22 protein-coding genes are annotated in these 23,924 nt (G+C 71.6%); 15 read left to right on the top strand and 7 right to left on the bottom strand.

Translation table 11 applies throughout. The annotated features are described in order from the left end of the window. Positions 1-159 precede the first annotated feature (159 nt). From BM109_RS00475 to BM109_RS00465, 3 genes are all read left to right on the top strand, one after another. On the top strand, positions 160-891 hold the full coding sequence (locus BM109_RS00475; protein WP_093339510.1) for an RNA methyltransferase: 732 nt from the start codon (positions 160-162) through the stop codon (positions 889-891). Between the two features lie 92 nt (positions 892-983). Next, positions 984-1,754 (top strand): serine O-acetyltransferase, encoded by a 771-nt coding sequence (gene cysE / locus BM109_RS00470; protein ID WP_093339507.1) that lies wholly within the window; start codon positions 984-986, stop codon positions 1,752-1,754. Between the two features lies 1 nt (position 1,755). Beyond that, entirely contained in the window at positions 1,756-2,505 is a 750-nt protein-coding gene (locus BM109_RS00465) for a DUF4303 domain-containing protein (RefSeq protein WP_093339506.1), read from the top strand. A 16-nt stretch (positions 2,506-2,521) separates the two neighbouring features. Here BM109_RS00465 and BM109_RS00460 read toward each other — a convergent pair whose 3' ends face one another. Continuing rightward, positions 2,522-3,496, bottom strand: a complete 975-nt coding sequence (locus BM109_RS00460; RefSeq protein ID WP_093339503.1) for a LysR family transcriptional regulator — start codon at positions 3,494-3,496, stop codon at positions 2,522-2,524. Positions 3,497-3,658: 162 nt separating this feature from the next. Between BM109_RS00460 and BM109_RS00455 the strand changes: the two genes are divergently transcribed. Both BM109_RS00455 and BM109_RS00450 read left to right on the top strand, forming a co-directional pair. Further along, positions 3,659-4,960, top strand: a complete 1,302-nt coding sequence (locus tag BM109_RS00455; protein WP_093341179.1) for an MFS transporter — start codon at positions 3,659-3,661, stop codon at positions 4,958-4,960. A 26-nt stretch (positions 4,961-4,986) separates the two neighbouring features. Beyond that, on the top strand, positions 4,987-6,009 hold the full coding sequence (locus BM109_RS00450) for a histone deacetylase family protein (protein ID WP_093339501.1): 1,023 nt from the start codon (positions 4,987-4,989) through the stop codon (positions 6,007-6,009). On the opposite strand, the gene cadR is transcribed toward BM109_RS00450, so the two are convergent. Next, positions 6,006-6,470 carry a Cd(II)/Pb(II)-responsive transcriptional regulator gene (gene cadR / locus BM109_RS00445; protein ID WP_093339498.1) on the bottom strand — a complete coding sequence of 155 codons (465 nt, stop codon included), beginning with the start codon at positions 6,468-6,470 and terminating at the stop codon, positions 6,006-6,008. The genes BM109_RS00450 and cadR overlap by 4 nt on opposite strands. Positions 6,471-6,588: 118 nt before the next feature. Here cadR and BM109_RS00440 point away from each other — a divergent pair, with 118 nt between their 5' ends. Further along, the gene (locus tag BM109_RS00440) at positions 6,589-8,961 is read left to right on the top strand and encodes a heavy metal translocating P-type ATPase (protein WP_177239210.1); all 2,373 of its coding nucleotides are present in this window, start codon (positions 6,589-6,591) and stop codon (positions 8,959-8,961) included. Position 8,962: 1 nt separating this feature from the next. On the opposite strand, the gene BM109_RS00435 is transcribed toward BM109_RS00440, so the two are convergent. After that, positions 8,963-9,526 (bottom strand): carboxymuconolactone decarboxylase family protein, encoded by a 564-nt coding sequence (locus BM109_RS00435; protein ID WP_093339496.1) that lies wholly within the window; start codon positions 9,524-9,526, stop codon positions 8,963-8,965. A 112-nt stretch (positions 9,527-9,638) separates the two neighbouring features. Here BM109_RS00435 and BM109_RS00430 point away from each other — a divergent pair, with 112 nt between their 5' ends. From BM109_RS00430 to BM109_RS00405, 6 genes are all read left to right on the top strand, one after another. Further along, on the top strand, positions 9,639-9,956 hold the full coding sequence (locus BM109_RS00430; RefSeq protein ID WP_093339494.1) for a winged helix-turn-helix transcriptional regulator: 318 nt from the start codon (positions 9,639-9,641) through the stop codon (positions 9,954-9,956). 46 nt (positions 9,957-10,002) lie between these two features. Continuing rightward, entirely contained in the window at positions 10,003-11,850 is a 1,848-nt protein-coding gene (locus BM109_RS00425; protein ID WP_093339490.1) for an ATP-binding response regulator, read from the top strand. 9 nt (positions 11,851-11,859) lie between these two features. After that, positions 11,860-13,110, top strand: a complete 1,251-nt coding sequence (locus BM109_RS00420; RefSeq protein WP_093339488.1) for a cation:proton antiporter — start codon at positions 11,860-11,862, stop codon at positions 13,108-13,110. Positions 13,111-13,397: 287 nt separating this feature from the next. Next, the gene (locus tag BM109_RS00415; protein ID WP_093339485.1) at positions 13,398-14,234 is read left to right on the top strand and encodes a MipA/OmpV family protein; all 837 of its coding nucleotides are present in this window, start codon (positions 13,398-13,400) and stop codon (positions 14,232-14,234) included. A gap of 15 nt (positions 14,235-14,249) precedes the next feature. Further along, positions 14,250-14,927: a response regulator transcription factor gene (locus BM109_RS00410; RefSeq protein ID WP_093339483.1), complete on the top strand. Its 678-nt coding sequence runs from the start codon at positions 14,250-14,252 to the stop codon at positions 14,925-14,927. Continuing rightward, a complete protein-coding gene (locus BM109_RS00405; RefSeq protein ID WP_143129046.1) occupies positions 14,917-16,272 on the top strand; it encodes a sensor histidine kinase in 1,356 nt (451 codons plus the stop codon). Before BM109_RS00410 ends, BM109_RS00405 begins: the two co-directional genes overlap by 11 nt. Positions 16,273-16,278: 6 nt before the next feature. Here the strand turns inward: BM109_RS00405 and BM109_RS00400 are convergent, their stop codons facing one another. The 4 genes from BM109_RS00400 to BM109_RS00385 form a co-directional block, all read right to left on the bottom strand. After that, positions 16,279-17,220, bottom strand: a complete 942-nt coding sequence (locus BM109_RS00400; protein ID WP_256222233.1) for a lipase secretion chaperone — start codon at positions 17,218-17,220, stop codon at positions 16,279-16,281. Further along, positions 17,217-18,173, bottom strand: coding sequence for an esterase/lipase family protein (locus tag BM109_RS00395; RefSeq protein ID WP_093341174.1), 957 nt, complete (start codon positions 18,171-18,173; stop codon positions 17,217-17,219). Before BM109_RS00395 ends, BM109_RS00400 begins: the two co-directional genes overlap by 4 nt. Positions 18,174-18,391: 218 nt before the next feature. Continuing rightward, positions 18,392-19,732, bottom strand: a complete 1,341-nt coding sequence (locus BM109_RS00390) for a heavy metal sensor histidine kinase (RefSeq protein ID WP_093339478.1) — start codon at positions 19,730-19,732, stop codon at positions 18,392-18,394. Between the two features lie 29 nt (positions 19,733-19,761). Further along, positions 19,762-20,439, bottom strand: coding sequence for a heavy metal response regulator transcription factor (locus BM109_RS00385; protein ID WP_057594849.1), 678 nt, complete (start codon positions 20,437-20,439; stop codon positions 19,762-19,764). A 162-nt stretch (positions 20,440-20,601) separates the two neighbouring features. On the opposite strand from BM109_RS00385, the gene czcI reads away from it, so the two are divergent. The 3 genes from czcI (at position 20,602) to BM109_RS00370 (ending at position 23,920) form a co-directional block, all read left to right on the top strand. Further along, a complete protein-coding gene (gene czcI, locus BM109_RS00380; protein WP_093339475.1) occupies positions 20,602-20,979 on the top strand; it encodes a cation efflux protein, CzcI family in 378 nt (125 codons plus the stop codon). Between the two features lie 104 nt (positions 20,980-21,083). Then, a complete protein-coding gene (locus BM109_RS00375) occupies positions 21,084-22,478 on the top strand; it encodes a TolC family protein (RefSeq protein WP_093339474.1) in 1,395 nt (464 codons plus the stop codon). 8 nt (positions 22,479-22,486) lie between these two features. Then, positions 22,487-23,920, top strand: coding sequence for an efflux RND transporter periplasmic adaptor subunit (locus tag BM109_RS00370; RefSeq protein ID WP_093339471.1), 1,434 nt, complete (start codon positions 22,487-22,489; stop codon positions 23,918-23,920). The last annotated feature ends 4 nt before the right edge of the window (positions 23,921-23,924 follow it).

Raw genomic sequence — 23,924 nt, 5'->3', positions numbered from 1 at the left:
ACCCGGCAAAGGCCCGGGTGGCCACGGCTGTCGTTCCTGACTGACTGGAAGAACTGGGGGTGGGACCCTGAAGGACCCGGAAACCGGCCCGGCGATGCGGGCGGCGAGAATCGGGGGATTTTAACGGCTCGGCCGGTCCCTGTCTCCCCACCCCTTTTCATGCGCACCCGTTTCATCCTGATCCAGACCAGCCACGCCGGCAACGTGGGCGCCGCCGCCCGCGCCATGAAGACCATGGGTTTCGGCGAACTCGTGCTGGTGGCGCCGCGCTGGGCCAACGTGCTGCGGCGCGAGGAAACCATCCAGCGCGCGAGCGGCGCGCTCGACGTGCTGGCCAATGCGCGCATCGTCGAGACCCTCGACGAGGCCCTCGACGGCGTGACCCACCTGTGCGCCACCGCGATGGTGCCGCGCGACTTCGGCCCGCCCACGCGCACCCCGCGCGAGCACCTCGGGCCGCTGGCCGCGCAGGGCGAGGCGCACGTGGCCTTCCTGTTCGGCTCCGAGCGCTTCGGCATGCGCAACGAGGACGTCTACCGCTGCCACGTCGCCCTGAGCATTCCCACCGACCCGAACTTCGGCTCGCTCAACCTCGGCGCCGCGATCCAGGTGATCGCCTACGAATGGCGGCTCGCGCTCGGCGGCTTCGAGGTGCGCGACGCGGTCGCGCCGCCGCCGGCGGCCGATGCCCAGGCCGTGGCCGGCATGCTCGAGCACTGGGAGCGCTCGCTGGTGGAGGTGGGCTTCCTCGACCCCGAGGCGCCCAAGAAGCTGATGCCGCGGTTGCAGCAGCTGTTCAACCGCGCCCAGCCCACGGCCGAGGAGATCCACATCCTGCGCGGCATCGCCAAGGCGATGAGCGAGGCCGCGGCCGGCAAGATCCGGCGCTGAGCGGGCCTAAAACCCCATCGCCCGTACGCGATGAGGGCCGGCTATAGACTGCGCGGCCCCCATCGTCATAACCAAAATATCCGAAGGCAGCGATGTTCTCTCGCCTGCGCGCCGACATCCGGTGCATCCTCGAACGCGACCCGGCCGCGCGCAGCGCCTGGGAGGTGCTCACGGTCTATCCGGGCCTGCATGCCGTGGTGCTGCATCGCTGGGCGCATGCCTGTTGGAACCATGGCTTCAAGTGGCCCGCGCGCTTCATCGCGCACATGGCGCGCTGGCTCACCGGCATCGAGATCCATCCGGCCGCCAAGATCGGCCGCGAGGTGTTCTTCGACCACGCCATGGGCGTGGTGATCGGCGAGACCGCCGAGGTCGGCGACGGCTGCACCATCTACCAGGGAGTGACCCTGGGCGGCACCTCGCTCTACAAGGGCACCAAGCGCCATCCGACCCTGGGCCGCAACGTGGTGGTGAGCGCCGGCGCCAAGGTGCTGGGCGGCTTCGTGGTGGGCGACGGCGCCAAGATCGGCAGCAATGCGGTGGTCATCAAGCCGGTGCCGGCCGGCGCGACCGCGGTCGGCATCCCGGCGCGCATCATCCCGTCGAAGGCCGGCGAGAGCGCCGACGTGACCGTGCCGCAGAAATTCAGCGCCTACGGCATCACGCAGGACGACGACCCGCTGAGCCAGGCGATGCGCGGCCTGATCGACAACGCCTCGAGCCAGGAGCACCAGATCGCGCTGCTGTGGCAGGCGATCGAGAAGCTCTCGGCCCATCCCGGCACCAAGGACTGCGTGCCCGGCGACGCGGCGCGCGACGAGTGCTTCGAGGCCGAGAAGCTCACGCAGCTGGTGGGGAAGTGACGTGAGTTGGGCGCTGTTCCATCGTTTCGAGGACGAGCGGCCCACCGACTTCCACGAGCTGCGGCAATTCGGCAATTCGCTGTGGGCCGCGAGCGGCAAGGTGCAGACCTGGGGGCGTTCCAGCGTCGCCGAGTTCGCCAGTCCCCAGGCCGCCGAGGAGGCACTGGCGCAGCGCAGCCGCGAGATCGAGGCCCAGGGCTACGTGCGGGTGCGCCAAGGCATCCACGACCCGGCCCGCGTCGACTTTGCGCTGCTCACGGACGAGATTCGCGAGGGCGCCCGCCGCGCCTTCGGGGCCATTCGCGCGGCCGAGCCCGACCGGACCTTCCGGCTTTTCGCGCTGGGCAGCGACGAGAGCGCGATGACCATCGTCCACGCCGCCAGCGACCTCGCCCTGGGCGAACCGGGCGAGATGGAGGACGAGAGCGAGATCTGGAGCTCCGGCGAGTGGTCCCACGACGAGGGCGGCGAGTTCCTCGACATCGCCTACCGCATGATCCTGGCCTGCCATCGCGAGGACCTGCCCTGCGGCGTCGATTTCGACGTGCTGCACGACGGCCTCTTCGAGGCCTGCATCGCCGCGATGGCACAGCTCGATGGCGAGGGATTCTTCGGCACCGGCGCCGCACGCGAAGAGGTGGTGCTGCTGTGCCAGGTCGAGGGCGGCGAGGACATGGAAGGCTCGGTCGCCCGGCTCAACACCGCGCGCGTGGCGGGCCGGCTCCAGCGCTGGATCGAGCTCTGCGAATGAGCGCCGGGCCGGGCCTTCAGCCCGGCACCATGCTCAGCCGCTCGGTCAGCGAGTAGCGCTGCATCGTGCGCTCCATGGCCTCGAGGAAGGCCTGCTCCGCGGCGTTCATCTTGCGTGCGCGCAGCCACATCAGCTGGATGTCGACGTCGGTCACGCCCTCGTCGGGCGGCAGGCGCCACAGGCGCTGCTGCGCGAGGTCCTCGCGCACGATGTGCTCGGGCAGGCAGCCGATGCCGAAGCCCGCGAAGATCATGCGCCGCACCTCGTCCAGGCTCGACGAGGCGGCCACGATGCGGCCCGTGAAGCCGCGCGTGTCGCGGAACACCGTGAGCGGCGAGAGGCTGTCGCCGAGCTGGTCGCTGGTGAAGGAGACGAAGTTCTCGGCCAGCAGGTCGTTCATGCTCAGCCCGTGGCGGCCGAACAGCCGATGGTGGCGGCCGCAGAAGATCGCATAGCGCTGGCGCATGAAGCAGCGCAGGTCCAGCCGCTCGTCGGGCGCGCGGCACAGCCCCAGGCCGACGGTCGCGGTCTTCTGCAGCAGCGAGGAGATGATGTCCGAGGAGCGCATGACCTCGATCTGCAGCTCGATGCGCGGATAGGTCTGATGGAAGTCGGCCAGGAACTGGTCGTAGACGGCCGACTGCATGCGGCTGAGCGACAGCAGCCGCACCGAGCCCGCGACCTCGTCGCGCCGCTCGTCGAGCTCGCTCTCCAGCCGCGACACGTGGCCGTAGATGTCGCTCGCGATGCGGAACACCTCCTCGCCCGCGCGCGTGGGCTCGAAGCGCGCGCCGTGGCGCTGGATCAGGCGGCAGTCCAGCGACTCCTCGAGCCGCTTGAGCGCCTGGCTCACCGCGGGCTGCGTGACGTGCAGGCGCGCGGCGGCCCGGCTCACGCCGCGCTCCTGCACGATCACGAGGAAGGTGCGCAGCAGGTTCCAGTCGAGCCGGTCGTTCAGGAAGCGGGCCTTGTCGAGGGTGGGCGAGGTCATGGGCGGTGGTTCTCCGCCTTCAAGATTAGCTCAACTTATGTGAAAAATAAAAAACAGAAATTTGACTGATATTTGGGCGCTGACGATAGTCCGGGCTCGCCTGCGGCCTTCGCCGCGGCACCCGGAGGAGACACCTTGAACACAGCCAACCCGGCGGCCTCGATGCCGTCCGCCGCCCCGGTCCGCCAACCCGCCCGCGCGGCGGCCGCGGCCTTCGTCGGAACCATGATCGAGTGGTACGACTTCTACATCTACGCCACGGCCGCCGCGCTGGTGTTCGGCGCGCTGTACTTCCCCTCGCAGGACCCGTTCCTGAGCACGATGGCCTCGTTCGGCACCTTCGCCGTCGGCTTCTTCGCGCGGCCGCTGGGCGCGGTGGTGTTCGGCCACATCGGCGACCGGATCGGCCGCAAGAAGGCGCTGATGGCCACCATCGTGATGATGGGCATCGCCACCGTCTGCATCGGCCTGCTGCCCACCTACGGCCAGATCGGCGTGCTGGCGCCGGTGCTGCTGATCGTGCTGCGCGTCGTGCAGGGCATCGCGGTCGGCGGCGAATGGGGCGGGGCGGTGCTGATGGCCGGCGAACACGCGCCCAAGGGCCGCCGCACCTTCTTCGCCTCGTTCGCGCAACTCGGCAGCCCGGCCGGGCTGATCCTGTCGCTGGTCGCGTTCCGCCTGGTCTCGACCATGGACCCGGCCGACTTCCTCTCGTGGGGCTGGCGCCTGCCGTTCCTGGCCAGCGCCGTGCTGCTGCTGGTGGGCGCCTGCATCCGCCTCGGCGTGCACGAGTCGCCCGAGTTCGAGCAGGAGAAGCGCTCGCGGCTCACGGTGAAGCTGCCCATTGCCGAGGTGTTCCGTTCCTCGGGACTGCTGGTGGCGCTGTGCATCGGTGCCAACACGCTCGGCGTGGCCGGCGTGTACTTCACCAACACCTTCATGATCGCCTACACGACCACCTACCTGGGCGTGACGAAGTCGGTGATCCTCGACTGCCTGTTCCTGGTCGCGATCATCCAGTTCGTGGCGCAGCCGCTGGCCGCGCTGCTGGCCGAGAAGATCGGCGGCGCGCGCTTCCTCAAGCTCAGCGCCTTCCTCGCGATGCTCTCGCCCTACCCGATGTTCCTGCTGGTGCAGGGCGCCAGCGTGCCGTCGATGGTGCTGGGCATCGCGCTCGCGGTGGTCTGCCTGTCGAGCTTCTATTCGGTGATCGCGGGCTTCGTGAGCGGCGTGTTCCCGACGCGCGTGCGCTACTCGGCGATCTCGATCGGCTACCACGTCTGCGGCGCGATCGCGGGCGGCCTGACGCCGCTGGTGGGCACCTACCTGGCGCATCGCTTCGTCGGCCAGTGGTGGCCGTTGGCCGTCTTCTTCACGGGCCTGGCCGGCGTGTCGCTGCTCTGCGTGATGGCGCTCGATGCGCTCAAGCACCGCCGCGCCGATGCCGGCGCCCCCGAGCACTGACCCGCAACGACACCGATCCGATTCCGATGCTGACCTACTTCCATCCCGAGCAACTGAAGCACCACCCGCAGAGCTACCTCTCGCGCGGCCGCATGCGCACGCCGCAGGAGGTGCCCGAGCGCGCGCTGCGGCTGCTGCGCGCCGCGCGCGCGCTGGGCTTCGAGGTGCGCGAGCCCGCCGACCACGGCGCCGCGCCGCTCGCGGCCGTGCATGGCATGAACTACCTGCGCTTCCTCGAGGAGGCCCATGCCGAGTGGCGGGTCGCGGGCCCCGACTGGGGCGACGAGGTGATGTCGAACATCTACGTGCGCGAAGGCAACGCGCTGCGCGGCGTGCTCGCACAGGCCGCGCGCTACCTGACCGACGGCAGCTGCCCGGTGGGCGCGCAGACCTGGCGCTCGGCCTACGGGTCCGCGCAGTCGGCGCTGGCCGGCGCGCAGGCGCTGCTGGCGGGCGAACGCGAGGTCTATGCGCTGTGCCGCCCGCCCGGCCACCATGCGCGCGCCGAGGGCGCCGGCGGCTTCTGCTACCTGAACAACGCGGCCATCGCGGCGCAGGCGCTGCGCGCGCAGCATGCGCGCGTGGCGGTGCTCGACACCGACATGCACCACGGCCAGGGCGTGCAGGAGATCTTCTACGAGCGCGCCGACGTGCTCTACGTCTCGATCCATGGCGACCCGACCAACTTCTACCCGGTGGTCGCGGGCCACGAGGACGAGTGTGGCGCCGGTGCCGGCCTGGGCTTCAACCTCAACCTGCCGATGCCCCATGGCGCCAGCGAGGCGCTGTTCTTCGACCGGCTCGACGCGGCGGCCCGCGCGCTGCGGCGCTACCAGCCCGATGCGCTGGTGCTGGCGCTGGGCTTCGACATCTACCACGAGGATCCGCAGTCGCGCGTCGCGGTGACCACGCCGGGCTTCGCCCGCCTGGGCGAGGCGATCGGCGGGTTGAAACTGCCGACCCTGATCGTGCAGGAAGGCGGCTACCACCTCGACAGCCTCGAACGGAACGCGGCCGCGTTTTTCGGGGGCTTCGCGCGCGAGCGCTAGCGCCGCGCGGGTGCGTGCAGCGCGCCGTGCACGTGGCCCGCGTGCTGGCCGAAGCCCTCGGGCTCGAGCGCGACCGCGTCGAGCTCCTGGATGATCCCGCAGGGCTGGGCCGAATCGGCGCCGCCGCATTGCTGGCGCAGCGCCTTCAATTGCTTCTCGAGCGTGCGCAGCTCGGCGATGCGCGCCGCCACGTGGCCGATGTGGTCGTCGAGCAACTGGTTGACCTCGCCACAGTCCTCCTGCGGCGCATCGCGGAATTTCAGCAGGCTGCGAATCTCGTCGAGCGTCATGTCGAGCGAGCGGCAGCGGCGCACGAAGCCCAGGCGCTGCGCGTGGTCCTCGCCGTAGATGCGGTAGTTGCCCTCGGTGCGCGCGGGCGCGGGCAGCAGGCCTTCGCGCTCGTAGTAGCGGATGGTCTCGACGGGCGTGTTCGCGGCCTTGGCCAGATCACCGATTTTCATGATGCGGCAGATGGAAGGCTGGCGGGCGGGCCGGGCCGTGGTGGCCGGCGAAGCCCCGCCAGCGGGTGGGGGAACTGCGTTTGACTCTACACCTGCTTCAGGGTTTTCAATCGAGCCCATGACGAACCAGAACACGCTCGACAGGGATATTCGGGGGGGCACGGCGCCCGCCGACGCGCACGGCCACGACCATGGCCATGGCCATGGCCATGGCCATGCGCACGATCACGATCACGGCCATGCGCCGGCGGCCGCGCCGCCCGCGCACGACGCCTGCTGCAGCCACTCGGGCTGCGGCTCGGCCTCGGTGTCGGCCTTCGTGTCGGCGCCGGAACCGGCCGACCTGCCCAGGGGCGCGACGCTGTTCCGCATTCCCACCATGGACTGCGCGGTCGAGGAGTCCGAGATCCGCCGCGCGCTCGAGCCCGTGGCCGGCATCGGCGCGCTGCGCTTCCGGCTCGGCGAACGCACGATGGCGATCACCGCCGACGCAGCGGCGCTGGCCGAGGCCCTGGCGGCGATCCGCAAGGCCGGCTTCAAGCCCGAGCCGGTGACCGCGCCCGCGCCGGGCGCGGCGCGCAGCATCGAGCCCGCGGGCTGGAAAAGCGCCGGCCTCGCGCGCCTGGTCGCGGCGCTGGTGCTCGCCGTCGGCGCCGAGTCCGTCTCCTTCCTCGCGCTCGAGGGCCGGGGCTTCATGGTCTTCGAGATGGGGCTCGCGCTCGCGGCCATCGCGCTCGCGGGCCTCGACACCTACAAGAAGGGCTTCGCGGCGCTGGTGCGCGGCCGGCTCAACATCAATGCGCTGATGGCCGTGGCCGTGACCGGCGCCTTCTTCATCGGCCAGTGGCCCGAGGCCGCGATGGTGATGGCGCTCTATGCGATCGCCGAGCTGATCGAGGCGCGCGCCGTGGACCGCGCGCGCAACGCAATCCAGAGCCTGCTGGCGCTGGCGCCCGAGCAGGCCGAGGTGCGCCAGCCCGATGGCGGCTGGCGGACCGTGGCCGCGAGCGAGGTGCCGCTGGGCGCGGTGGTGCGCATCCGCCCCGGCGAGCGCGTGGCGCTCGACGGCGTGGTCACGGCCGGCAGCAGCGCGATCGACCAGGCGCCGGTCACGGGCGAGAGCATCCCGGTCGACAAGACCGTGGGCGACACCGTCTTCGCCGGCACCATCAACCAGACCGCGGGGCTCGAGTTCCGCGTCACCGCGGTGGCCGCCAACACCACGCTGGCGCGCATCATCCACGCGGTGGAGGAGGCGCAGGGCACGCGCGCGCCCACGCAGCGCTTCGTCGACCGCTTCGCCGCGATCTACACGCCGGCCGTGTTCGCGCTCGCGCTGGCCATCGCGCTGTTCACGCCCTGGGCCATGGGCTGGACCTGGCTCGAGGCGATCTACAAGGCACTGGTGCTGCTGGTCATCGCCTGCCCCTGCGCGCTGGTGATCTCCACGCCGGTGACGGTGGTGAGCGCGCTGGCCTCGGCCGCGCGGCGCGGCATCCTGATCAAGGGCGGCACCTACCTCGAGGAGGCGCGCAAGCTCAAGGCGGTGGCGCTCGACAAGACCGGCACCATCACCGAGGGCAAGCCCAGGCTGGTCGAGTCCGAGGTGCTCGGCGCCACGGCCGGCGACGACGCGGCCGTGCTCGCCATCGCGGCCAGCATCGCCGGGCGTTCCGACCACCCGGTGTCCAGGGCCATCGCCGAGGGGCTGAAGTCGGTCGACCATGCGCTCGAGGAGGTGCATGACTTCGCGGCGCTGCCCGGCCGCGGCGTGGAAGCCGTGCACGGCGGCCAACGCTACGCACTGGCCAACCACCGCCTGATCGAGGAGCGCGGCCTGTGCACGCCCGCGATCGAGGCCGCGCTGAAGCGCCACGAGGAAGCCGGCCGTACCGTCACCCTGCTGGCCTCGCAGCAGGCGGTGCTTGCGCTGTTCGCGGTGGCCGACACCATCAAGCCCTCGTCGCAGGCGGCCGTGGCCGAGCTGCGCGCGCTCGGCGTGGTGCCGGTGATGCTGACCGGCGACAACGCCGCCACCGCCCGGACCATCGGCGCGCATGCCGGCATCGAGGACGTGCGCGGCAACCTGCTGCCCGAGGAGAAGCTCGATGCCGTGAAGGCGATGCAGCAGCGCTACGGCATGGCCGCCATGACCGGCGACGGCATCAACGACGCGCCCGCGCTCGCGCAGGCCGACATCGGCTTCGCGATGGGCGGCGCCGGCACCGACACCGCGATGGAAGCGGCCGACGTGGTCATCATGAACGACGACCTGCGCCGCATCCCCGAGACCATCCGGCTGTCGCGCCGCGCGCATGCGGTGCTGTGGCAGAACATCACGCTGGCGCTCGGCATCAAGGGCGTGTTCTTCGTGCTCGCGGTGTTCGGCAGCGCGACCATGTGGATGGCCGTGTTCGCCGACATGGGCGCGAGCCTGCTGGTGGTGGCGAACGGGCTGCGCCTGATGCGCGCCGAGAAGAACAACGCCTGAGCTACCAGCGCGCGCCCCAGCGCTCGAGCGGCACGCGCGCCGCGTTGCAGACGTAGCTCACCGCGTGGTACCAGCCCGCGAGCATCATCAGTTCGAGCAGCTGCGCATGACTCCAGTGCTCGCCGAGAGCGCGCCACAGCGCATCGTCGATGTCGCCCGTGTCGTGCAACTGGTCGACCATGCGCAGCAGCAGGGCGTCGCGCGGCTGCAGCGCGCCCAGGTCCGCGTCGCGCGCGGCGGTCGCGCGCCGCTCGGCCTCGCCGAGGCCGGCCGCGTCGGCGAAACCGCTCCAGTGCACGCCCCATTCGTACTCGGCGCCGCAGCGCGCGCACACGCGCAGGATCACGAGCTCGCGCTCGCGCAGCGAGATCGAGGCCTTGCGGCCCAGGAAGTGGCGGCCCAGCTCGAGCGTGCGCTCGGCGAGCCGGGGATTTACCGCCATCACCCGGAACAGGCCCAGCACCTCGGGGGCCTGCGGTGGCGTCATGCGCGTGAGCAGTTCGGCGATGCCTTCGGGGTAGGGCGCCTCGAGCGGCGGGATGCGGGGCGCGGTCTCTGCAGTCATGGGGACTCCTTGCATAGAATGGCTTGAAATCGCTACGAAATCCGTAGCGATGATCCAGTCTATCGCTACGAAATGCGTAGCGCAGTAACGCACGCGACTCGCCCGCCGAACCATGCAAGAGAACGATCCCGCCGAAGCCCCCACGGTGCACCGCCGTCCCGTCATGCGGCTGCTCGAGCAGCTCGGCCGCAAGGGCACCCTGCGCGTGCTGTGGGAACTGCGCGACGGCCAGCCGCAGAGCTTTCGCGCGCTGCGCACCAGCTGCGGCGAGATGTCGCCCTCGGTGCTCAACGACCGGCTCAAGGAGCTGCGCGCCACCGGGATCGTGGCGCTGGGCGACGCGGGCTATGCGCTGACCGAGTCGGGCGCCGAGCTGGTGCGGCGGCTGAAGCCGCTCAACCAATGGGCCGACCGCTGGTTCGTCCCATGACTTAGGGCACTTCCGAGCGCCGGGGGTGGTCCCCAGAATCGTCCCGATGACCAGCGCCGCAGCCCGCGACCCGAACGGCGAGCCCCTCGACCGTGCCCTCGCGCAGCGTGTGCTGCGCGAGCACCTGGCGTCGTTCTATGCCTCGCGCAACGTCTCGGTCGCCACCCACATCGGCTTCGCGATCACGCTCGGCGTCGCGACCTTCGAGCGCAGCTCGATCCTCGCGCTGCTGTGGCTGGGGCTGGTGGTCGCCACCGATCTCGCGGTGCTGCTGGCGCCGCGCTGGCATGCCGGCATCCCCGATGCCATGAGCGCGGCCTGGGCGCGCCGCTATGCCGCGCAGGTCACGCTGCTGAGCGTCGTTGCCGCGCCCGTGCCGGCCTTCTTCATGGCGCGCGACGACCTGGTGACGACCACGCTGCTGGTGGTGGTGATCATGAGCGGCTGGACCCGCTCGATGCAGTCGCTGTGCTCGCTCAAGCCCGCGCTGTTCGGCTACGGCATCCCGATGATGGCGGGGCTGGTGCTCGCGCTGGCCTGGCAGGGCGACGGGGTGCACCTGTTCCTCGCGGTCTTCGGCGCGGTGCACCTGGTGCTGACCTTGCGCATCGCGACGCGCCAGCACCGCGTGCTCGACGAGGCGCTGCGGCTGCGCTTTCGCAACGAGGTGCTGGCCGCGCGCCTGGGCGAGCAGGTGGTGGCCACCGAGCGCGCGAGCCAGGAGAAGAGCCGCTTCCTCGGCACCGCCAGCCATGACCTGCGCCAGCCGCTGCATGCCATCGCGCTGTTCGGCGCCGCGCTCGAGAACGAGCTGCGCAATCGCCCCGAGGGCCGCAACGCCGAGCGGCTGATGCGCGCGGTGCATGCGCTGGGCCATTCGCTCGACACCATGCTCGACGTCTCGCGGCTCGATGCCGGCGTGGTCGCGCCGGCGCTCGACGCGGTGCCGCTCGATGCGCTGTTCCTGCCGCTCAACCACACCTTCTCGGCCCAGGCCGAGCAGCGCCAGCTGCAGCTGCGCGTGCGCGCCAGCGGGCTGTGGGTGCGCAGCGATCCGCAACTGCTGCACCGCATGCTGTCGAACCTGATGGACAACGCGCTCAAGTACACCTGGCGCGGCGGGGTGACGGTGATCGCGCGCGACCGCGGCGAGGTGGTCTGGATCGAGGTGCGCGACACCGGCATCGGCATCGCGCCCGAGCAGTCGGGCCGGATCTTCGAGGAGTTCTACCAGATCGACAACCCGGGCCGCGACCGCTCGCGCGGGCTCGGCATCGGGCTGGCGATCGTGCAGCGTCTGTCGCGCCTGCTCGGCCATCCGGTGCAGGTGCATTCGCGCCTGGGCCGCGGCACGCACGTGCGCGTGGTGGTGCCTGCCGCGCCGGCGCGCGACGAGGCCTGCGCGCCCGCCGCCGCGGCCGCGCCGCCATGGCGCCAGTCCTTCACGCCCGCGCCTTCGTTCGGGCCGCGCGCGCCGATGCCGCGCATGGAACCGATGCCGCGCCGCGTGCTGCTGGTCGACGACGAGGCCGACATCCGCGATGCCATGACCGGCCTGCTGCGCCAGCACGCGATCGACCTGCACGCGGTGGCCGACGAGGCCGCCGCGGCGCAGGCGCTGGCGCGGGCCGGCGCCGAGGGCCGGCCCTACGACCTGCTGCTGTGCGACTACCGGCTGGCCGACGGCTCCGACGGCCTCGATGCCGGGCTGCGCCTGCGCCGGAGCCAGGGCGGCCGGCTGCCGCTGCTGCTGGTGACCGGCGAGACCGCGCCGCCGCGGCTGCAGCGCGTGCGCGAGTCGGGCGTGCCGGTGCTGTTCAAGCCGGTGGTCGAGGAGTCGCTGCTGCGCGCCATGGCCGCGCTGTGGACCGAGGCCGAGCGCGGCGGGACTTAACATCCGGCCATGTCCGCCACGACGCTGCTGCTGCAACTGATCGTCATCCTCGGCACGGCCCGCGTCTGCGGATGGGTGCTGCGCCACCTCGGCCAACCGGGCGTGGTCGGCGAGATGGCCGCCGGCCTGATGCTGGGGCCGGCCGTCATGGGCGCGCTGTGCCCCTCGCTGCATGGCCAGATCTTCGCGAAGGAGTCGCTGGGCGGCCTGTCGGCGCTCGCCACCGTGGGCCTGGTGCTGTTCATGTTCGTGGTCGGCCTCGAGCTGCGCGCCTCGCAGGGCGTGAAGGCGCAGCTCCAGTCGGTCGGCTGGGTCGGCGTCGCCAGCGTGATCGCGCCACTGGGCCTGGGGCTGGCGATCGCGCCCGCGCTGCATCCTTCGCTGGCACCGGCCGGCGTGGGCTTCTGGCCCTTCGCGCTGTTCATCGCGGCGGCGCTGTCGATCACCGCGTTCCCCGTGATGGCGCGCATCCTCAAGGACCGCGGCCTGACGCGCACCCCCTTCGGCCAGCTCTCGCTGGGCGCGGCCGCGGTGGTCGACGTCTTCGCCTGGGTGCTGCTGGCCTTCGTGGTGGCGCTGGCCGGCGCGGGCGAGGGCTACCTCGGGCTGCTGCGCACCGGCGGCGGCGCGGTGGCGCTGTTCGCCTTCCTGTTCCTCGGCCTGAAGCCGGCCTATGCCTGGCTGCTGCGCACCCGCGCGCCCGACGGCGAACCGTCGACCACGGTGCTGGCCTCGCTGATGATCGGCCTGCTGGTCTCGGCCCTGCTCACCGAATGGCTGCACCTGCACGCGGTGTTCGGCGCCTTCCTGTTCGGCGCCTGCCTGCCGCGCGACGATCGCCTGCTGCGTTCGCTGCAGGAGCGCATCGAGCCGCTGTCGATCGTGCTGCTGATGCCGCTGTTCTTCGCGCTCGCGGGGCTGGGCACCACGGCCAGCGCCTTCTCGGGCGCGGGCATCGGCGCGCTGCTGCTGATCGTCGCGGTCGCCAGCATCGGCAAGCTGGCCGGCGGCGCGATCGGCGCGCGCCTGGCCGGCTACGGCTGGCGCGACAGCCTCGCGACCGGCGCGCTGATGAACGCGCGCGGGCTGATGGAGCTGATCGTCATCAAGATCGGCCTCGACGTCGGCCTGATCGGTCCCGAGCTCTTCACCATGCTGCTGGTGATGGCGCTGGCGACCACGGCGATGACGGGGCCGCTGATCAACCTCGTGATGGGGCGCAAGGCGCGCGCGGCCGAGGCGGCGCGCGTGGAGTCCTAGGCGCGGGCGAGGGCGCCGGTGCGGCCGGCGGCACGCGCGCCGGTGCCTTGCGCGCGGACCAGGGCGAGGGCACCCAGGGCGCGGGCATCAGCGCGGCGTGCTGCATCGCGCAGCGGGAAGTCGGGTCGAGAAAGGCATGGGCATCGGCGGCTCCGGTTCGAAGAGGCGCGCATCCTCGGCCCGGCCGTCTTTCCGCGGGCTTACCGCGCGCAGGCGGGCCGGTAAGACCGCGGTAAGACAGCCGCATCGAGCATCCGGGCTTCCCTGACAACCCGATTGGCTCCGCCATGCCGCGTGCTTCCTCGCTCTCTTCCTTCTCCCGTTGCCTGCCCGTGCTCGCGGGCCTGTCGCTGACCCCGTGGGCCGTGCCCGCCTGGGCACAGGACACGGCCCTCGAACAGCCGCTCGCGGAGCCTTCCGCCGCCCCGTCCGACGACCGCGCCCGCTGGGGCCTGGGCCTCGCCGCCGGCGTCAGGCAGCAGCCCTACACCGACGCCGGCAACAAGTCGCAGGGCCTGCCGCTGGTCTATTTCGAGAACCGCCATGTGCGCGTGTTCGGCACCGGCGCGGAACTCAAGCTGCCGGCGCTCGAGCTGGGCGGCCGTTCCTCGCTGTCCTTCGGCCTGCGCGCCCGCTACGGCCTGGGCGGCTACAAGCCCGACGATGCGCCCGTGCTCTCGGGCATGGAGGAGCGCAAGGGCAGCATCTGGCTCGGCGCCGGCCTCGTCTGGCGCAACGAGCTGGCCGACGTCTCGCTCGAATGGCTAGGCGATGCCTCGGGCAAGAGCAAGGGCCAGCACCTGCGCCTGGGCGTGCAGCGCGATTTCCGCGCCGGCCGCTTCACCTTCACGCCGCGCCTCGAGGCCGTGTGGGTCGACGACAAGTACGTCGACTACTACTACGGCGTGCGCGCGCAGGAGGTCCGCATCGGGCGCCCGCTCTACCTGGGCCGCTCGAGCGTCAACACCGAGATCGGCCTGCGCGTGGGCTATGCGATCGACCGCCACCAGTCGGTGTTCCTCGACGTCGGCTCCACCCAGCTGGGCAAGCAGATCAAGAACAGCCCGCTGGTGAACCGCTCGAGCCTGGGTTCGGCCTCGGTCGGCTATCTCTACCGTTTCTGAGGCATCCTCGGGCGCATGAACCGGATCGCGCTGATCGAAGACCACGAACGCATGGCCGCGCTGGTCTGCAAGGCGCTGTCGGGCGCGGGCATCGAGGCCGATGTCTTCGGCCGCATCGACAGCGCCGCGCATGCGCTGCGCGACACCGCCTATGCGGCGCTGGTGGTCGACCGCGGCCTGCCCGATGGCGACGGGCTGGAGCTGGTGCGCCGGCTGCGCGCGGCCGGCACACGCACGCCGTGCCTGATGCTGACCTCGCGCGATGCGCTGCACGACCGCGTTGATGGACTCGAGTCCGGCGCCGACGACTACCTGGCCAAGCCCTTCTCGATGGAGGAACTGGTGGCGCGCGTGCGCGCGCTGCTGCGCCGGCCGGTGCAGCTGCAGAGCCTGTCGCCGGCCCATGGCGACATCCGGATCCAGCCCGACAGCGGCACGCTGGCCTGCGGCCCCGAGGCGGTCACGCTGGCGCCGGCCGAGCTGCAGATCATGCTGTGCCTGGTGCGCGCCGGCGGGCAGACCGTGCGGCGCGGCGCGCTCGAGTCGGCCGCCTGGGGCCTGTCGGAAGCGGTCACGCCCAATGCGCTCGACGTGGCCCTGCACCGGCTGCGCAGGAAGCTGCAGGCCGTGGACTCGCGCTTGCAGATCGCCAACGTGAGAGGCCACGGCTATGCGCTTCGCGATGCCGCGTAGCCTCGGCACGCGCCTGCTGGTCACCTACGTGGCGGGTGTGCTCGTGTGCATCGTGCTGATCGCCGCGGGCGGTGCCGTGGCGTTCGCGCTGCGCGGCCAGGTGTTCAACGAGAGCATCGCCAACCATGCGCGCCTGATCGCTCGCGCGCTGCGCTTCGACGCGGCCGGACAGCCGGCGGGCCTGGACGAATCCCGCCTCACGATGTGGCTCTATGCGGGCCTGGGCCGCGAGACCTCGGTGCGCGTGCTCGACGCGGCGGGCCGGGTCGTGCTGCCCGCGGGGCAGGGCCTGGCGGCGCTGCGCGCGGACAACGGCAGCTTCGAGCCGGAAGGCCGCTCCTTCGACGCGGTGACGGACGGCCTGCCGATGCGGGTCGCGACCGAGGCCATCGAGCATGGCGGCCGGCGCTGGTACGTGCAGGTGGCGATCAGCCGGCGCTTCATCGAGGTCATGGAGCGCGCCGTCGGCCTGCCGGCGCTGGGGCAGGGCATGCTGTTCGCGAGCCTGGCCTCGGTGCTGGTGTTCGCCGTCGCCATGTACTTCACGCTGGGCCGCATGCTGCGGCCGCTGCGCGCGGCATCCGACAGCGCCGCCTGCATCACGCCGCGCACGCTCGATGCGCGGCTCGAGGTGCGCGGGCTGCCGTCCGAGATGCTGCCGCTGATCGAGGCCTTCAACCGCGCGCTCGACCGGCTCGAGCGCGGCTATGTCGCGCAGCAGGATTTCCTCGGCACGGTGGCGCACGAGCTCAAGACTCCGCTGGCGCTAATCCGCGCCCAGATCGAGCTGCATGGCGCGGGCGATGCCGGCTTCGATCGCGAGGCCCTGCTGCGCGACGTCGACCAGATGGCCCGGCACGTGAACCAGCTGCTGCATTTGGCCGAGGCCACCGAGCTGCGCAACTACGAGATCGGCCTCGTGCACCTGGCCGCGCTGGTCGACGAGGTGGGCGACTACCTGGCGCGGCTGGCCGAGCGGCGCCGGGTGCGGCTCGACCTGCGCGTGGCCTCCGAGTCGCTCGGCTGGCGCGCCGACCGCGGGGCACTGTTCACGCTGCTGAAGAACCTGCTCGAGAACGCGATCCAGCATTCGCCGCCGAACGCGACGGTGCGGCTGGTGGCCGATGAGCAGCGAATCTCGGTGCGCGACCAGGGGCCTGGGCTGAACGCCACCGAGTTGCCCAAAGTCTTCGAGCGCTTCTGGCGCGGCGCCGGACGGCGCGACGAAGGCTCGGGCCTGGGGCTCGCGATCTGCCAGGAGATCGCGCTCGCGCATGGCTGGCAGCTGACGGTGCGCAGCGCGGCGCCGGGGGCCGAGTTCGTGGTCGCGCGCGAAGCCTCCTAGCGGGTCCTAGCGCGGCGTCATCGACGGTGCCGCGGCCGCCGCCTGCGCGCGCAACTGCAGCGCCGCTTCCAGCCGCATCCGTTCCTCGGGCGTGAAGAGCTGCTGCTTCATCTGCTCGAGCGACTGCGCATCGGCCTTGGCCGATTGCAGCGCCGCGTACTGCGCGAGTCGCCCCTGCCAGTCGCGCTCCTCGCGGTCGAGCTGGGCGAGCTGCTGCGCGGCCGGCGCGCCGTACTGCGCGCTGCGTTCGGCGAAGCGCTCCTGGTCGCTGGCGCCGCGCGCCTCGAGCGCCGCGGTCTGCGAGGCCACCTGGAGCTGGGCCACGGTTCCGGCGCGCTGGGCGCGCTGCGTCTCGCCGAGGCTGCGCTCGTTGTCCTCGAGCGCGGCCTGGCGCTGCGCGGGCGTGAGGGCGGTGTTGCGCTCGATCTCGAGCCGCGCGAGGCTGTAGCGGTCGAAGTCGTCGTCGGCACCGAACAGCGCCTGGTACTCGTCGGGCATGAAGTGCTGTTCGCGCACCCGGCGGCGCGCCTCGACCGTGTCGCGCAGCGCGCGCGGGTCGCCGAGGTCGGCCGGCAGCTGCAGCGCGCCGAGCGCCACGCGGTAGTCGACGTAGCGGCCCAGCAGCGCGCGGGCACGCGCCGCCTCGTGCGGCGCGAAGTGCGCGGGCACCAGCGCCTCGACGCGGCGCTTGAGGTCCTCGGGGCTCGCGGCCTCGCCGGCCTCGAGCAGCAGTGCCTCGATGCGGTCGCGAAGGTTCGGCGTGAGGAAGCTGTCGGCGATGGCTGCAGGCGCGGTGGCCGCGGGTGCCTGCGGCAAGGGCGCGGGGCCGGCCGACGCGGCCTCGCCCGTGCGCGCCTCGCTTTCCGCCGGGCCCGACGCGCCGAACCACCAGCCGCCGAGCGCCACCACCGCGGCCGCGGCCAGAACCAGGGGCCAGCGGCGCGTCACAGGCCGATCTGCTTGAGGCGGGTGGCGTGCTGGCGGTACAGCGCGACCGGATCGGGCGCGAGCCAGTCGCGCACGCCGAGCAGCTGGTTCACCTCGTCGAGATGGTTCTGGCGGTAGTCGCCCAGGTGCTTGCCCAGGCGCGAGGAGCACACGGCCACCAGGCCGTCGTTGGTCTCGCCGAAGCTCAGGCTCAGCAGGCCGAGCGAAGCGTCGCTGGGGTCGAGCAGGTTGGTCACGGGCTGCTTGCCGGTCCACGAGTAGTAGCGCACGCCACCGACCACCTCGGCGCCGTCGCCGCAGCCCGTGGGCACGGCCTGCGGGAAGCGGCGCGTGAAGTCGGCCGAGCCGGCCGCGGTCAGCGAGTTCAGCGCGGCCACCGGCATCTGCGGCAGGCCGGTGCCGCCGGAGCCGAGGTTGATGAGCGCCACGAAGGCATTCACCGCGCCGTTGAGCACGGTCTCGCTGAGCGAGCCGGCCGGCACGGTGCCGCGCAGGATGTCGGCCACGCGCGAGCCCTTGTGCGGGCCGGCCACCGAGGTGACCGAGGCCACGAGCTGCGGCGCCACGCCGGCCACGTAGCGGATGGTCGGGCCGCCATGCGAATGGCCCACCAGGTTGACCTTGGCGGCCCCGGTGATCGCCATGATGTTCTTCACCTGCGCGAGCAGCTGCTCGCCGCGCACCTCGGTGCTGTTGGCGGCCGACACCTGCGCCACGAACACGCGCGCGCCGCTGCGCTGCAGCGCCGAGGGAATGCCGTACCAGTAGTCGACGCCGAACAGCGAATCGAAACCGAACAGGCCGTGCACGAGCACGATCGGGTACTTGGTCTGCGTGGCGTTGTCCTGCGCCTGCGCGGGGGCCGCGAGGCCGAGAAGGCTCAGGGGGCCCAGCAGGGCGAAGACCGTGGAAAGCGCCAAGCGGCGCAGCAGACCACCGAAAAATCCATTCATGCTCATCTCCTTGAGTGCCGGTTAATAAAACGAACGTCCGTGCTTTTTATTGAGGGCGGATTCTTGGGGGCGCGGCGCCTGCGCCGTATCGGGATAAACCCGGCTTGGCCGAAGAAAGGTACGCGCAGTTCCGCGAAGGAAGCCCAAAGTTCTCGGGCGTTGCGTGCGCGATGAAGAAGAAAGGCGTCAGCGGCTCGCGGCGGCCGGACGCCCGTGCATCACGGCTGCGTTGGCACCGTGAAGCCGATGCGCGTCGTGCCGTCCTGGCTGGAGGCGAACACGCGGCCGCCATGCATGCGCGCGATGGCCTCGACGATAGCCAGGCCCAGCCCATGGTGGCGGGCCGAGCCGTCGCGCGCCGGAGCCGCGCGGTAGAAGCGCTCGAACAGCCGCGGCAGCACCTCGGGCGCGATGGCGGCGCCGCGGTTGACGAGCACCAGTGCGATTGCGTCGCGCTGGCTTCCCGGGCCGGCGTCGGGCCCGATCTCGATCGCGATGGCCGAGCCCGGCGCCGCGAAGCGGATGGCATTGCCCAGCAGGTTCGACAGCGCGCGGCGCACCAGCGCCGCATCGACGTCGACCCTGGCATCGCCTTCGACGCGCGCCTGCAGCCCGGCCTCCTCGAGCATGGCGTCGTGGAAGTCGATCACGTCCACCGCCTGCGCCGCCAGGCTTACGGTCGCGCGCGAGCGCGTCGCGCCACCGCGCTCGGCCTGCGAGAGGAACAGCATGTCGGTCACGATGCCCGAGAGGCGGCCGATCTCCTCGAGGTTGGAGGCCAGCACGGCCTGCAGCTCCTCGTTGCCGCGCGGCCGGGTCAGCGCGAGTTCGGTCGAGCCGATCAGATTGGCCAGCGGCGTGCGCAGCTCGTGCGCCACGTCGGCATTGAAGGATTCGAGCTGCACGTAGGCGCGCTGCACACGCAACAGCAGTGCGTTGAACTGCGTGATCCAGGGCCGCAGCTCCTCGGCGAAGGCCAGCGCGTCGATCGGCTCGTTGGGCCGGTCGGGCGCCATCGCCGCGGTGCGCTCGGCCAGCGCCTTCAGCGGCCGCAGACCGCGCCGCACCAGCCAGAAGCCGGTCAGCGAGACCAGCGCCGTGCCCAGCAGCACCGCGCCCAGCAGGGTCCAGGCCAGGCGCTCGAGCAGGCGCGCGTCGTTGGTCACGCTGATGCCGATGGAGACCGTGAGCGGCGCGGTCTGCGCGCCCGGCGCGCGCCACGGCATCTGCCGGTCGCTGCGCACCCAGCGCCCGCCCGTGGGCGGCGTGGAGCGGAAGATGGTGTCGCCCGTGGCCGTGACGATGGAGAGGCTGAACTCGTCCTCCATCGAGAAGAAGTCCTCGAGCTTGTGCCGCAGGGTCGAGAGATCGCCGGCCTTCTCGCCCTCGGCCAGCAGGTGCTGCACCAGCTCGGCCTTGTGCGCGATCTCGGTGTCCTGCTTGGCGCCGAAGTTCCAGGCCGTGACCAGGTAGACCGCGAGGCACACCACGCTGAGGCCGAAGAAGGTCTGGGCCGCGAACCAGAGCGACAGCCGGCGGCGTATCGAAGGGGCGCGCATGCTCGCCGGAAGGAAGGGGGGCCGGGCCCTCAGGCCCAGGAGCGGTCTTCGAGCACGTAGCCCATGCCGCGCACCGTGTGCAGCAGCTTCACCTCGAAGGGATCGTCGATCTTGCCGCGCAGCCGGCGGATCGCCACCTCGACCACGTTGGTGTCGCTGTCGAAGTTCATGTCCCACACCTGCTCGGCCAGCGTGGTGCGCGAGAGGATCTGGCCGCGCCGGCGCAGCAGCACCGTCAGCAGCATGAATTCTTTCGAGGTCAGGTCGACGCGCTTGCGCGCGCGCTGGCACTTGCGGCTCGCGAGGTCGAGCTCCAGATCGGCCAGACGCAACACGGTGGCGTCTTGGGCCTGGCCGCGGCGCAGCAGGGCCTGGATGCGCGCGAGCAGCTCCGAGAACGAGAAGGGCTTGACCAGGTAATCGTCGGCGCCCTGCTGCAGGCCGTTGACGCGGTCCTCGACCTTGTCGCGCGCGGTCAGCACCAGCACCGGGACGTTCTTGGTGCGGCGTATCGCCTTGAGCACCGCGAATCCGTCGATGCCCGGGAGCATCACGTCGAGCAGGATCAGGCCGTAGTCGCCCTCGGTGGCCAGGTAGCGGCCCTCGATGCCGTCGCGCGCGATGTCGACGACGTAACCGTTCTCCTCCAGGCCTTTCTTGAGGTAGTCGCCCAGTTTGGGCTCGTCCTCGATGACAAGAATTCGCATCGCCGGATGGTAATGAAACAGGGGCCTCGCAGGGGGTTACAAATTCGTAATCCGCTTGACGGACAAAGCCGTGTCGAGGCGTCGTACAGTGCGCTGCACCCGCGTTCCGTGGGGTCTTGAAAGCCTCGGTGCCGCAGGTGCCGTCGATATACTCCCGCTCCCATGCGCCGCTGGCTGTTGATCTTCCTGGTGTTCCTGCTTCCGCTCCAGTACAGCTGGGCGATGTCGGCCGCCTATTGCGCGCACGAGCAGGACGCGCAGACACAGCACTGGGGCCACCACGAGCATCCGGGCAACGCGGCCGAAGACCGCAGCCACGCCGACGCGGGTACGTCGAAGGACGCCGGCAACGTGCCGAATCCCGCGATCGGCGACTGTGCCCTGTGCCACTTCGGTCATGCGCAGCATGCGGTGGCGGCGCCCGCCGAGGTGCCCGGCATTGCCTTCGTTCCGCAGGGCCCGCGCGCCGTGCTCGCCGAGTCCTTCGACTCCCACATCCCCGAAGTGCCCGTGCGCCCCGCATGGATTCTCGCCGCCTGATCCGGCGAGAGCACGCCTTCATTCCCTTTTCGCACTGACACCGTTCATGCACTGAGCTCTCGCCGGATTTTCCCGTTCGTTGTTTCGCAACTCAGGAGAATCCGATGCGCACGCTCTTCGTGCCGCTGGCCGTGTTGGCCTTGGCGGTACCCCCGGTCTTCGCCCAGCCTTCGCTGCCCACGCAGCAGGCCGCGACCGGCACTTCCACTTCTGCTGCCTCATCGCAGGCCTCCGCCAGCCTCGAGCCCGCGGGCCCCTTGACCCTGCGCAGCGCGCTCGCGCTGGCGTTCCAGGCCAACCCGGGCCTGTTCGCGGCCCGGCGCGAGCGCGAGGCCACCGATGGCGCGCTGGTGCAGGCCGGCGCCTGGCCCAATCCGACGCTCGACGTGACGCTCGAGGACACGCGGCGCGACAACCGCACCACCACGGTCCAGCTGAGCCAGCCGATCGAGCTCGGCGGCAAGCGCGCGGCACGCGTGAGCGCGGCCGAGCGCGCACGCGACCAGGCCGAATCCGCGCTCGCGGCCAAGCGCGCCGAGCTGCGCGCCACCGCGATCACGCTGTTCTTCGAGGTGCTCTCGGCGCAGGAGCGGCTGCGGCTGGCGCAGGACTCGGTCGGCCTCGCGCAGGCGGCCACGCGCGCCGCGGCCAACCGCGTGGCGGCCGGCAAGGTCTCGCCGCTCGAGGAAACCCGCTCGCGCGTGGCCGAAGCCGGCATCCGCGTCGAGCTGATGCAGGCCGAGGGCACCCTGCGCACGGCGCGCCAGCAGCTCGCGGCGCTGTGGGGCAATCCGGTGCCGCGCTTCACGCAGGTCGACGGCGCGGTCGACAGCCTGCCGCAGCCCCTGGGCGAGCAGGAGGTGGCGCTGCGCCGTGCCGAGGCACCGGCGCTGCGCCAGGCGCGGCTCGAGGTCGAGCGCCGGCGCGCGCTGTCCGAGCTCGAGCGCGCCAAGCGCATTCCCGACGTGACCGTGTCGCTGGGCGCCAAGCGCGTGCCGGCCTCCGAGGGTGAGGGCGGTGCCGGCAGTTCGCGCCGTGACCAGGTGGTGCTGGGGCTGTCGGTGCCGCTGCCGATCTTCGATACCAACCGCGGCAACCTCGCCGAGGCCCTGAGCCGCGAGGAGAAGGCGCGCGACGAGCTCGCCGCGGCCGAACTGCAGCTGGGCGCCGACCTGGCGCAGGCGAGCGAACGGCTGCGCTCGGCGCGTGCCACCGCCGAGACCCTGCAGCGCGACGCGCTGCCCGGCGCGGCCGAGGCCTGGCGCGCGGCCACCAAGGGCTTCGAGCTCGGCAAGTTCAGCTTCCTCGAGGCGCTCGATGCGCAGCGCACGCTGTTCCAGGTGCGCGCGCAGTACCTGCTGGCGCTGGCCGAGGCGCACCGCGCCGCGGGAGAACTCGACCGGCTGCTCGGCACCGAGGGCCTGTCCGACGACCTCGCCACCCCGGCCCCCATGGTCGCCATTCCCGCCGCCACCCCCCATTCCGCTGTCACCCGCTGAGGTTTCCCATGAGCATCGAACAAGAACGCAAGAATGCCGCGCCCGCCGTGGGCCGCAAGCAATGGATCGCGATCGCCATCGTGCTGGCCGTCGGGCTGGCCGTCGGCGCGCTGATCCTGCGCACCGGAGGACCGTCGAAGCCCGCCGGCGGCCACGCCGAGTCGGCCGCGCATGCCGACGAGGAGCACCACGAGAGCGGCAAGGAGGCCGCCGGCCATGGCCATGACCACGAGGAGGCGAAGGGCCATGCCGATGGCGAGCACCACGAGGAGGAGGGCAAGGGCGAGAAGAAGGCCGAGGCCGGCGACGACGGCCACGGGCACGGGGCCAAGGAGCAGGCAAAGGGCGAAGCGAAGGGCGACGCCAAGGCCGAGCCCAAGGCCGCCGCCGGCGGGCACGAGGGAGAGGACCGCAGGATCGCCTTCACCGAGGCCCAGATCAAGGCCGCCGGCGTGGCGATCGAGACCACCGGCCCCGCGAACATCCGCACCGCGCTGCAGCTGCCGGGCGAGATCCGCTTCAACGAGGACCGCACGGCGCACGTGGTGCCGCGCGTGCCGGGCGTGGTCGACAGCGTGCCCGCGAACCTCGGGCAGGAGGTCAAGCGCGGCCAGGTGCTGGCGGTGATCTCGAGCCCGGCGCTGTCGGAGCAGCGCAGCGAGCTGCAGTCGGCGCAGCGCCGGCTCGAGCTGGCGCGCAGCACCTACGAGCGCGAGAAGAAGCTGTGGGAGGAGAAGATCTCGCCGCAGCAGGACTACCTGCAGGCGCAGCAGCTGATGCAGGAGGCGCAGATCGCGGTCGCCAACGCGAACCAGAAGCTGCTGGCGCTCGGCGCCGTGCCGGGTTCGGGCGGCGGCTCGCTGGGCCGCTACGAGCTGCGCGCGCCCTTCGACGGGCTGGTGGTCGAGAAGCACATCTCGCTCGGCGAATCGGTCAAGGAGGACGCCAACGTCTTCACCGTGTCCGACCTGTCCACCGTCTGGGCCGAGATCAGCGTGCCGGCGCAGCACCTGCCGCTGGTGCGCACCGGCGAGACGGTCCGCATCCGTTCCACCGCCTTCGACCAGGTGGCGCAGGGCAAGGTCTCGTACGTGGGCGCGCTGCTCGGCGCGCAGACGCGCACCGCGACCGCGCGCGTGACGCTGACCAACCCGCAGCGCGTGTGGCGCCCGGGGCTGTTCGTCAATGTCGAGCTGGTGGCCTCCGAGCTGCAGGCGCCGGTCACGGTGTCGGCCGAGGCGGTGCAGAGCGTGGAGGACAAGCCCACCGTGTTCCTGCGCGTGCCGGGCGGCTTCCTGCCCCAGGCGGTGCAGACCGGGCGCAGCGACGGACAGCGCATCGAGATCACCGGCGGGCTGAAGCCGGGCCAGGCCTATGCCGCCGCGGGCAGCTTCGTCGTCAAGTCGCAGCAGGGCAAGGCCTCTGCGACCCACACCCACTGAGGAC

Origin of the sequence: Variovorax sp. PDC80 (genome assembly GCF_900115375.1) — a bacterium.
Lineage (GTDB): Bacteria > Pseudomonadota > Gammaproteobacteria > Burkholderiales > Burkholderiaceae_C > Variovorax.
The sequence above is the reverse complement of the archived record's forward strand: the minus strand, read 5'-3'. Positions and strand labels throughout refer to the sequence as shown.

Bases quoted from the DNA above. Each gene is read 5' to 3' on its own strand.
- BM109_RS00410 (WP_093339483.1), top strand. From the start codon at position 14,250: ATGAACCGGATCGCGCTGATCGAAGACCACGAACGCATGGCCGCGCTG.
- BM109_RS00435 (WP_093339496.1), bottom strand. From the start codon at position 9,526: ATGACTGCAGAGACCGCGCCCCGCATCCCGCCGCTCGAGGCGCCCTAC.
- BM109_RS00415 (WP_093339485.1), top strand. From the start codon at position 13,398: ATGCCGCGTGCTTCCTCGCTCTCTTCCTTCTCCCGTTGCCTGCCCGTG.
- BM109_RS00450 (WP_093339501.1), top strand. From the start codon at position 4,987: ATGCTGACCTACTTCCATCCCGAGCAACTGAAGCACCACCCGCAGAGC.
- cadR (WP_093339498.1), bottom strand. From the start codon at position 6,470: ATGAAAATCGGTGATCTGGCCAAGGCCGCGAACACGCCCGTCGAGACC.
- BM109_RS00390 (WP_093339478.1), bottom strand. From the start codon at position 19,732: ATGCGCGCCCCTTCGATACGCCGCCGGCTGTCGCTCTGGTTCGCGGCC.
- BM109_RS00385 (WP_057594849.1), bottom strand. From the start codon at position 20,439: ATGCGAATTCTTGTCATCGAGGACGAGCCCAAACTGGGCGACTACCTC.
- czcI (WP_093339475.1), top strand. From the start codon at position 20,602: ATGCGCCGCTGGCTGTTGATCTTCCTGGTGTTCCTGCTTCCGCTCCAG.
- BM109_RS00430 (WP_093339494.1), top strand. From the start codon at position 9,639: ATGCAAGAGAACGATCCCGCCGAAGCCCCCACGGTGCACCGCCGTCCC.
- cysE (WP_093339507.1), top strand. From the start codon at position 984: ATGTTCTCTCGCCTGCGCGCCGACATCCGGTGCATCCTCGAACGCGAC.
- BM109_RS00405 (WP_143129046.1), top strand. From the start codon at position 14,917: ATGCCGCGTAGCCTCGGCACGCGCCTGCTGGTCACCTACGTGGCGGGT.
- BM109_RS00375 (WP_093339474.1), top strand. From the start codon at position 21,084: ATGCGCACGCTCTTCGTGCCGCTGGCCGTGTTGGCCTTGGCGGTACCC.
- BM109_RS00475 (WP_093339510.1), top strand. From the start codon at position 160: ATGCGCACCCGTTTCATCCTGATCCAGACCAGCCACGCCGGCAACGTG.
- BM109_RS00370 (WP_093339471.1), top strand. From the start codon at position 22,487: ATGAGCATCGAACAAGAACGCAAGAATGCCGCGCCCGCCGTGGGCCGC.
- BM109_RS00460 (WP_093339503.1), bottom strand. From the start codon at position 3,496: ATGACCTCGCCCACCCTCGACAAGGCCCGCTTCCTGAACGACCGGCTC.
- BM109_RS00455 (WP_093341179.1), top strand. From the start codon at position 3,659: ATGCCGTCCGCCGCCCCGGTCCGCCAACCCGCCCGCGCGGCGGCCGCG.
- BM109_RS00395 (WP_093341174.1), bottom strand. From the start codon at position 18,173: ATGAATGGATTTTTCGGTGGTCTGCTGCGCCGCTTGGCGCTTTCCACG.
- BM109_RS00425 (WP_093339490.1), top strand. From the start codon at position 10,003: ATGACCAGCGCCGCAGCCCGCGACCCGAACGGCGAGCCCCTCGACCGT.
- BM109_RS00440 (WP_177239210.1), top strand. From the start codon at position 6,589: ATGACGAACCAGAACACGCTCGACAGGGATATTCGGGGGGGCACGGCG.
- BM109_RS00420 (WP_093339488.1), top strand. From the start codon at position 11,860: ATGTCCGCCACGACGCTGCTGCTGCAACTGATCGTCATCCTCGGCACG.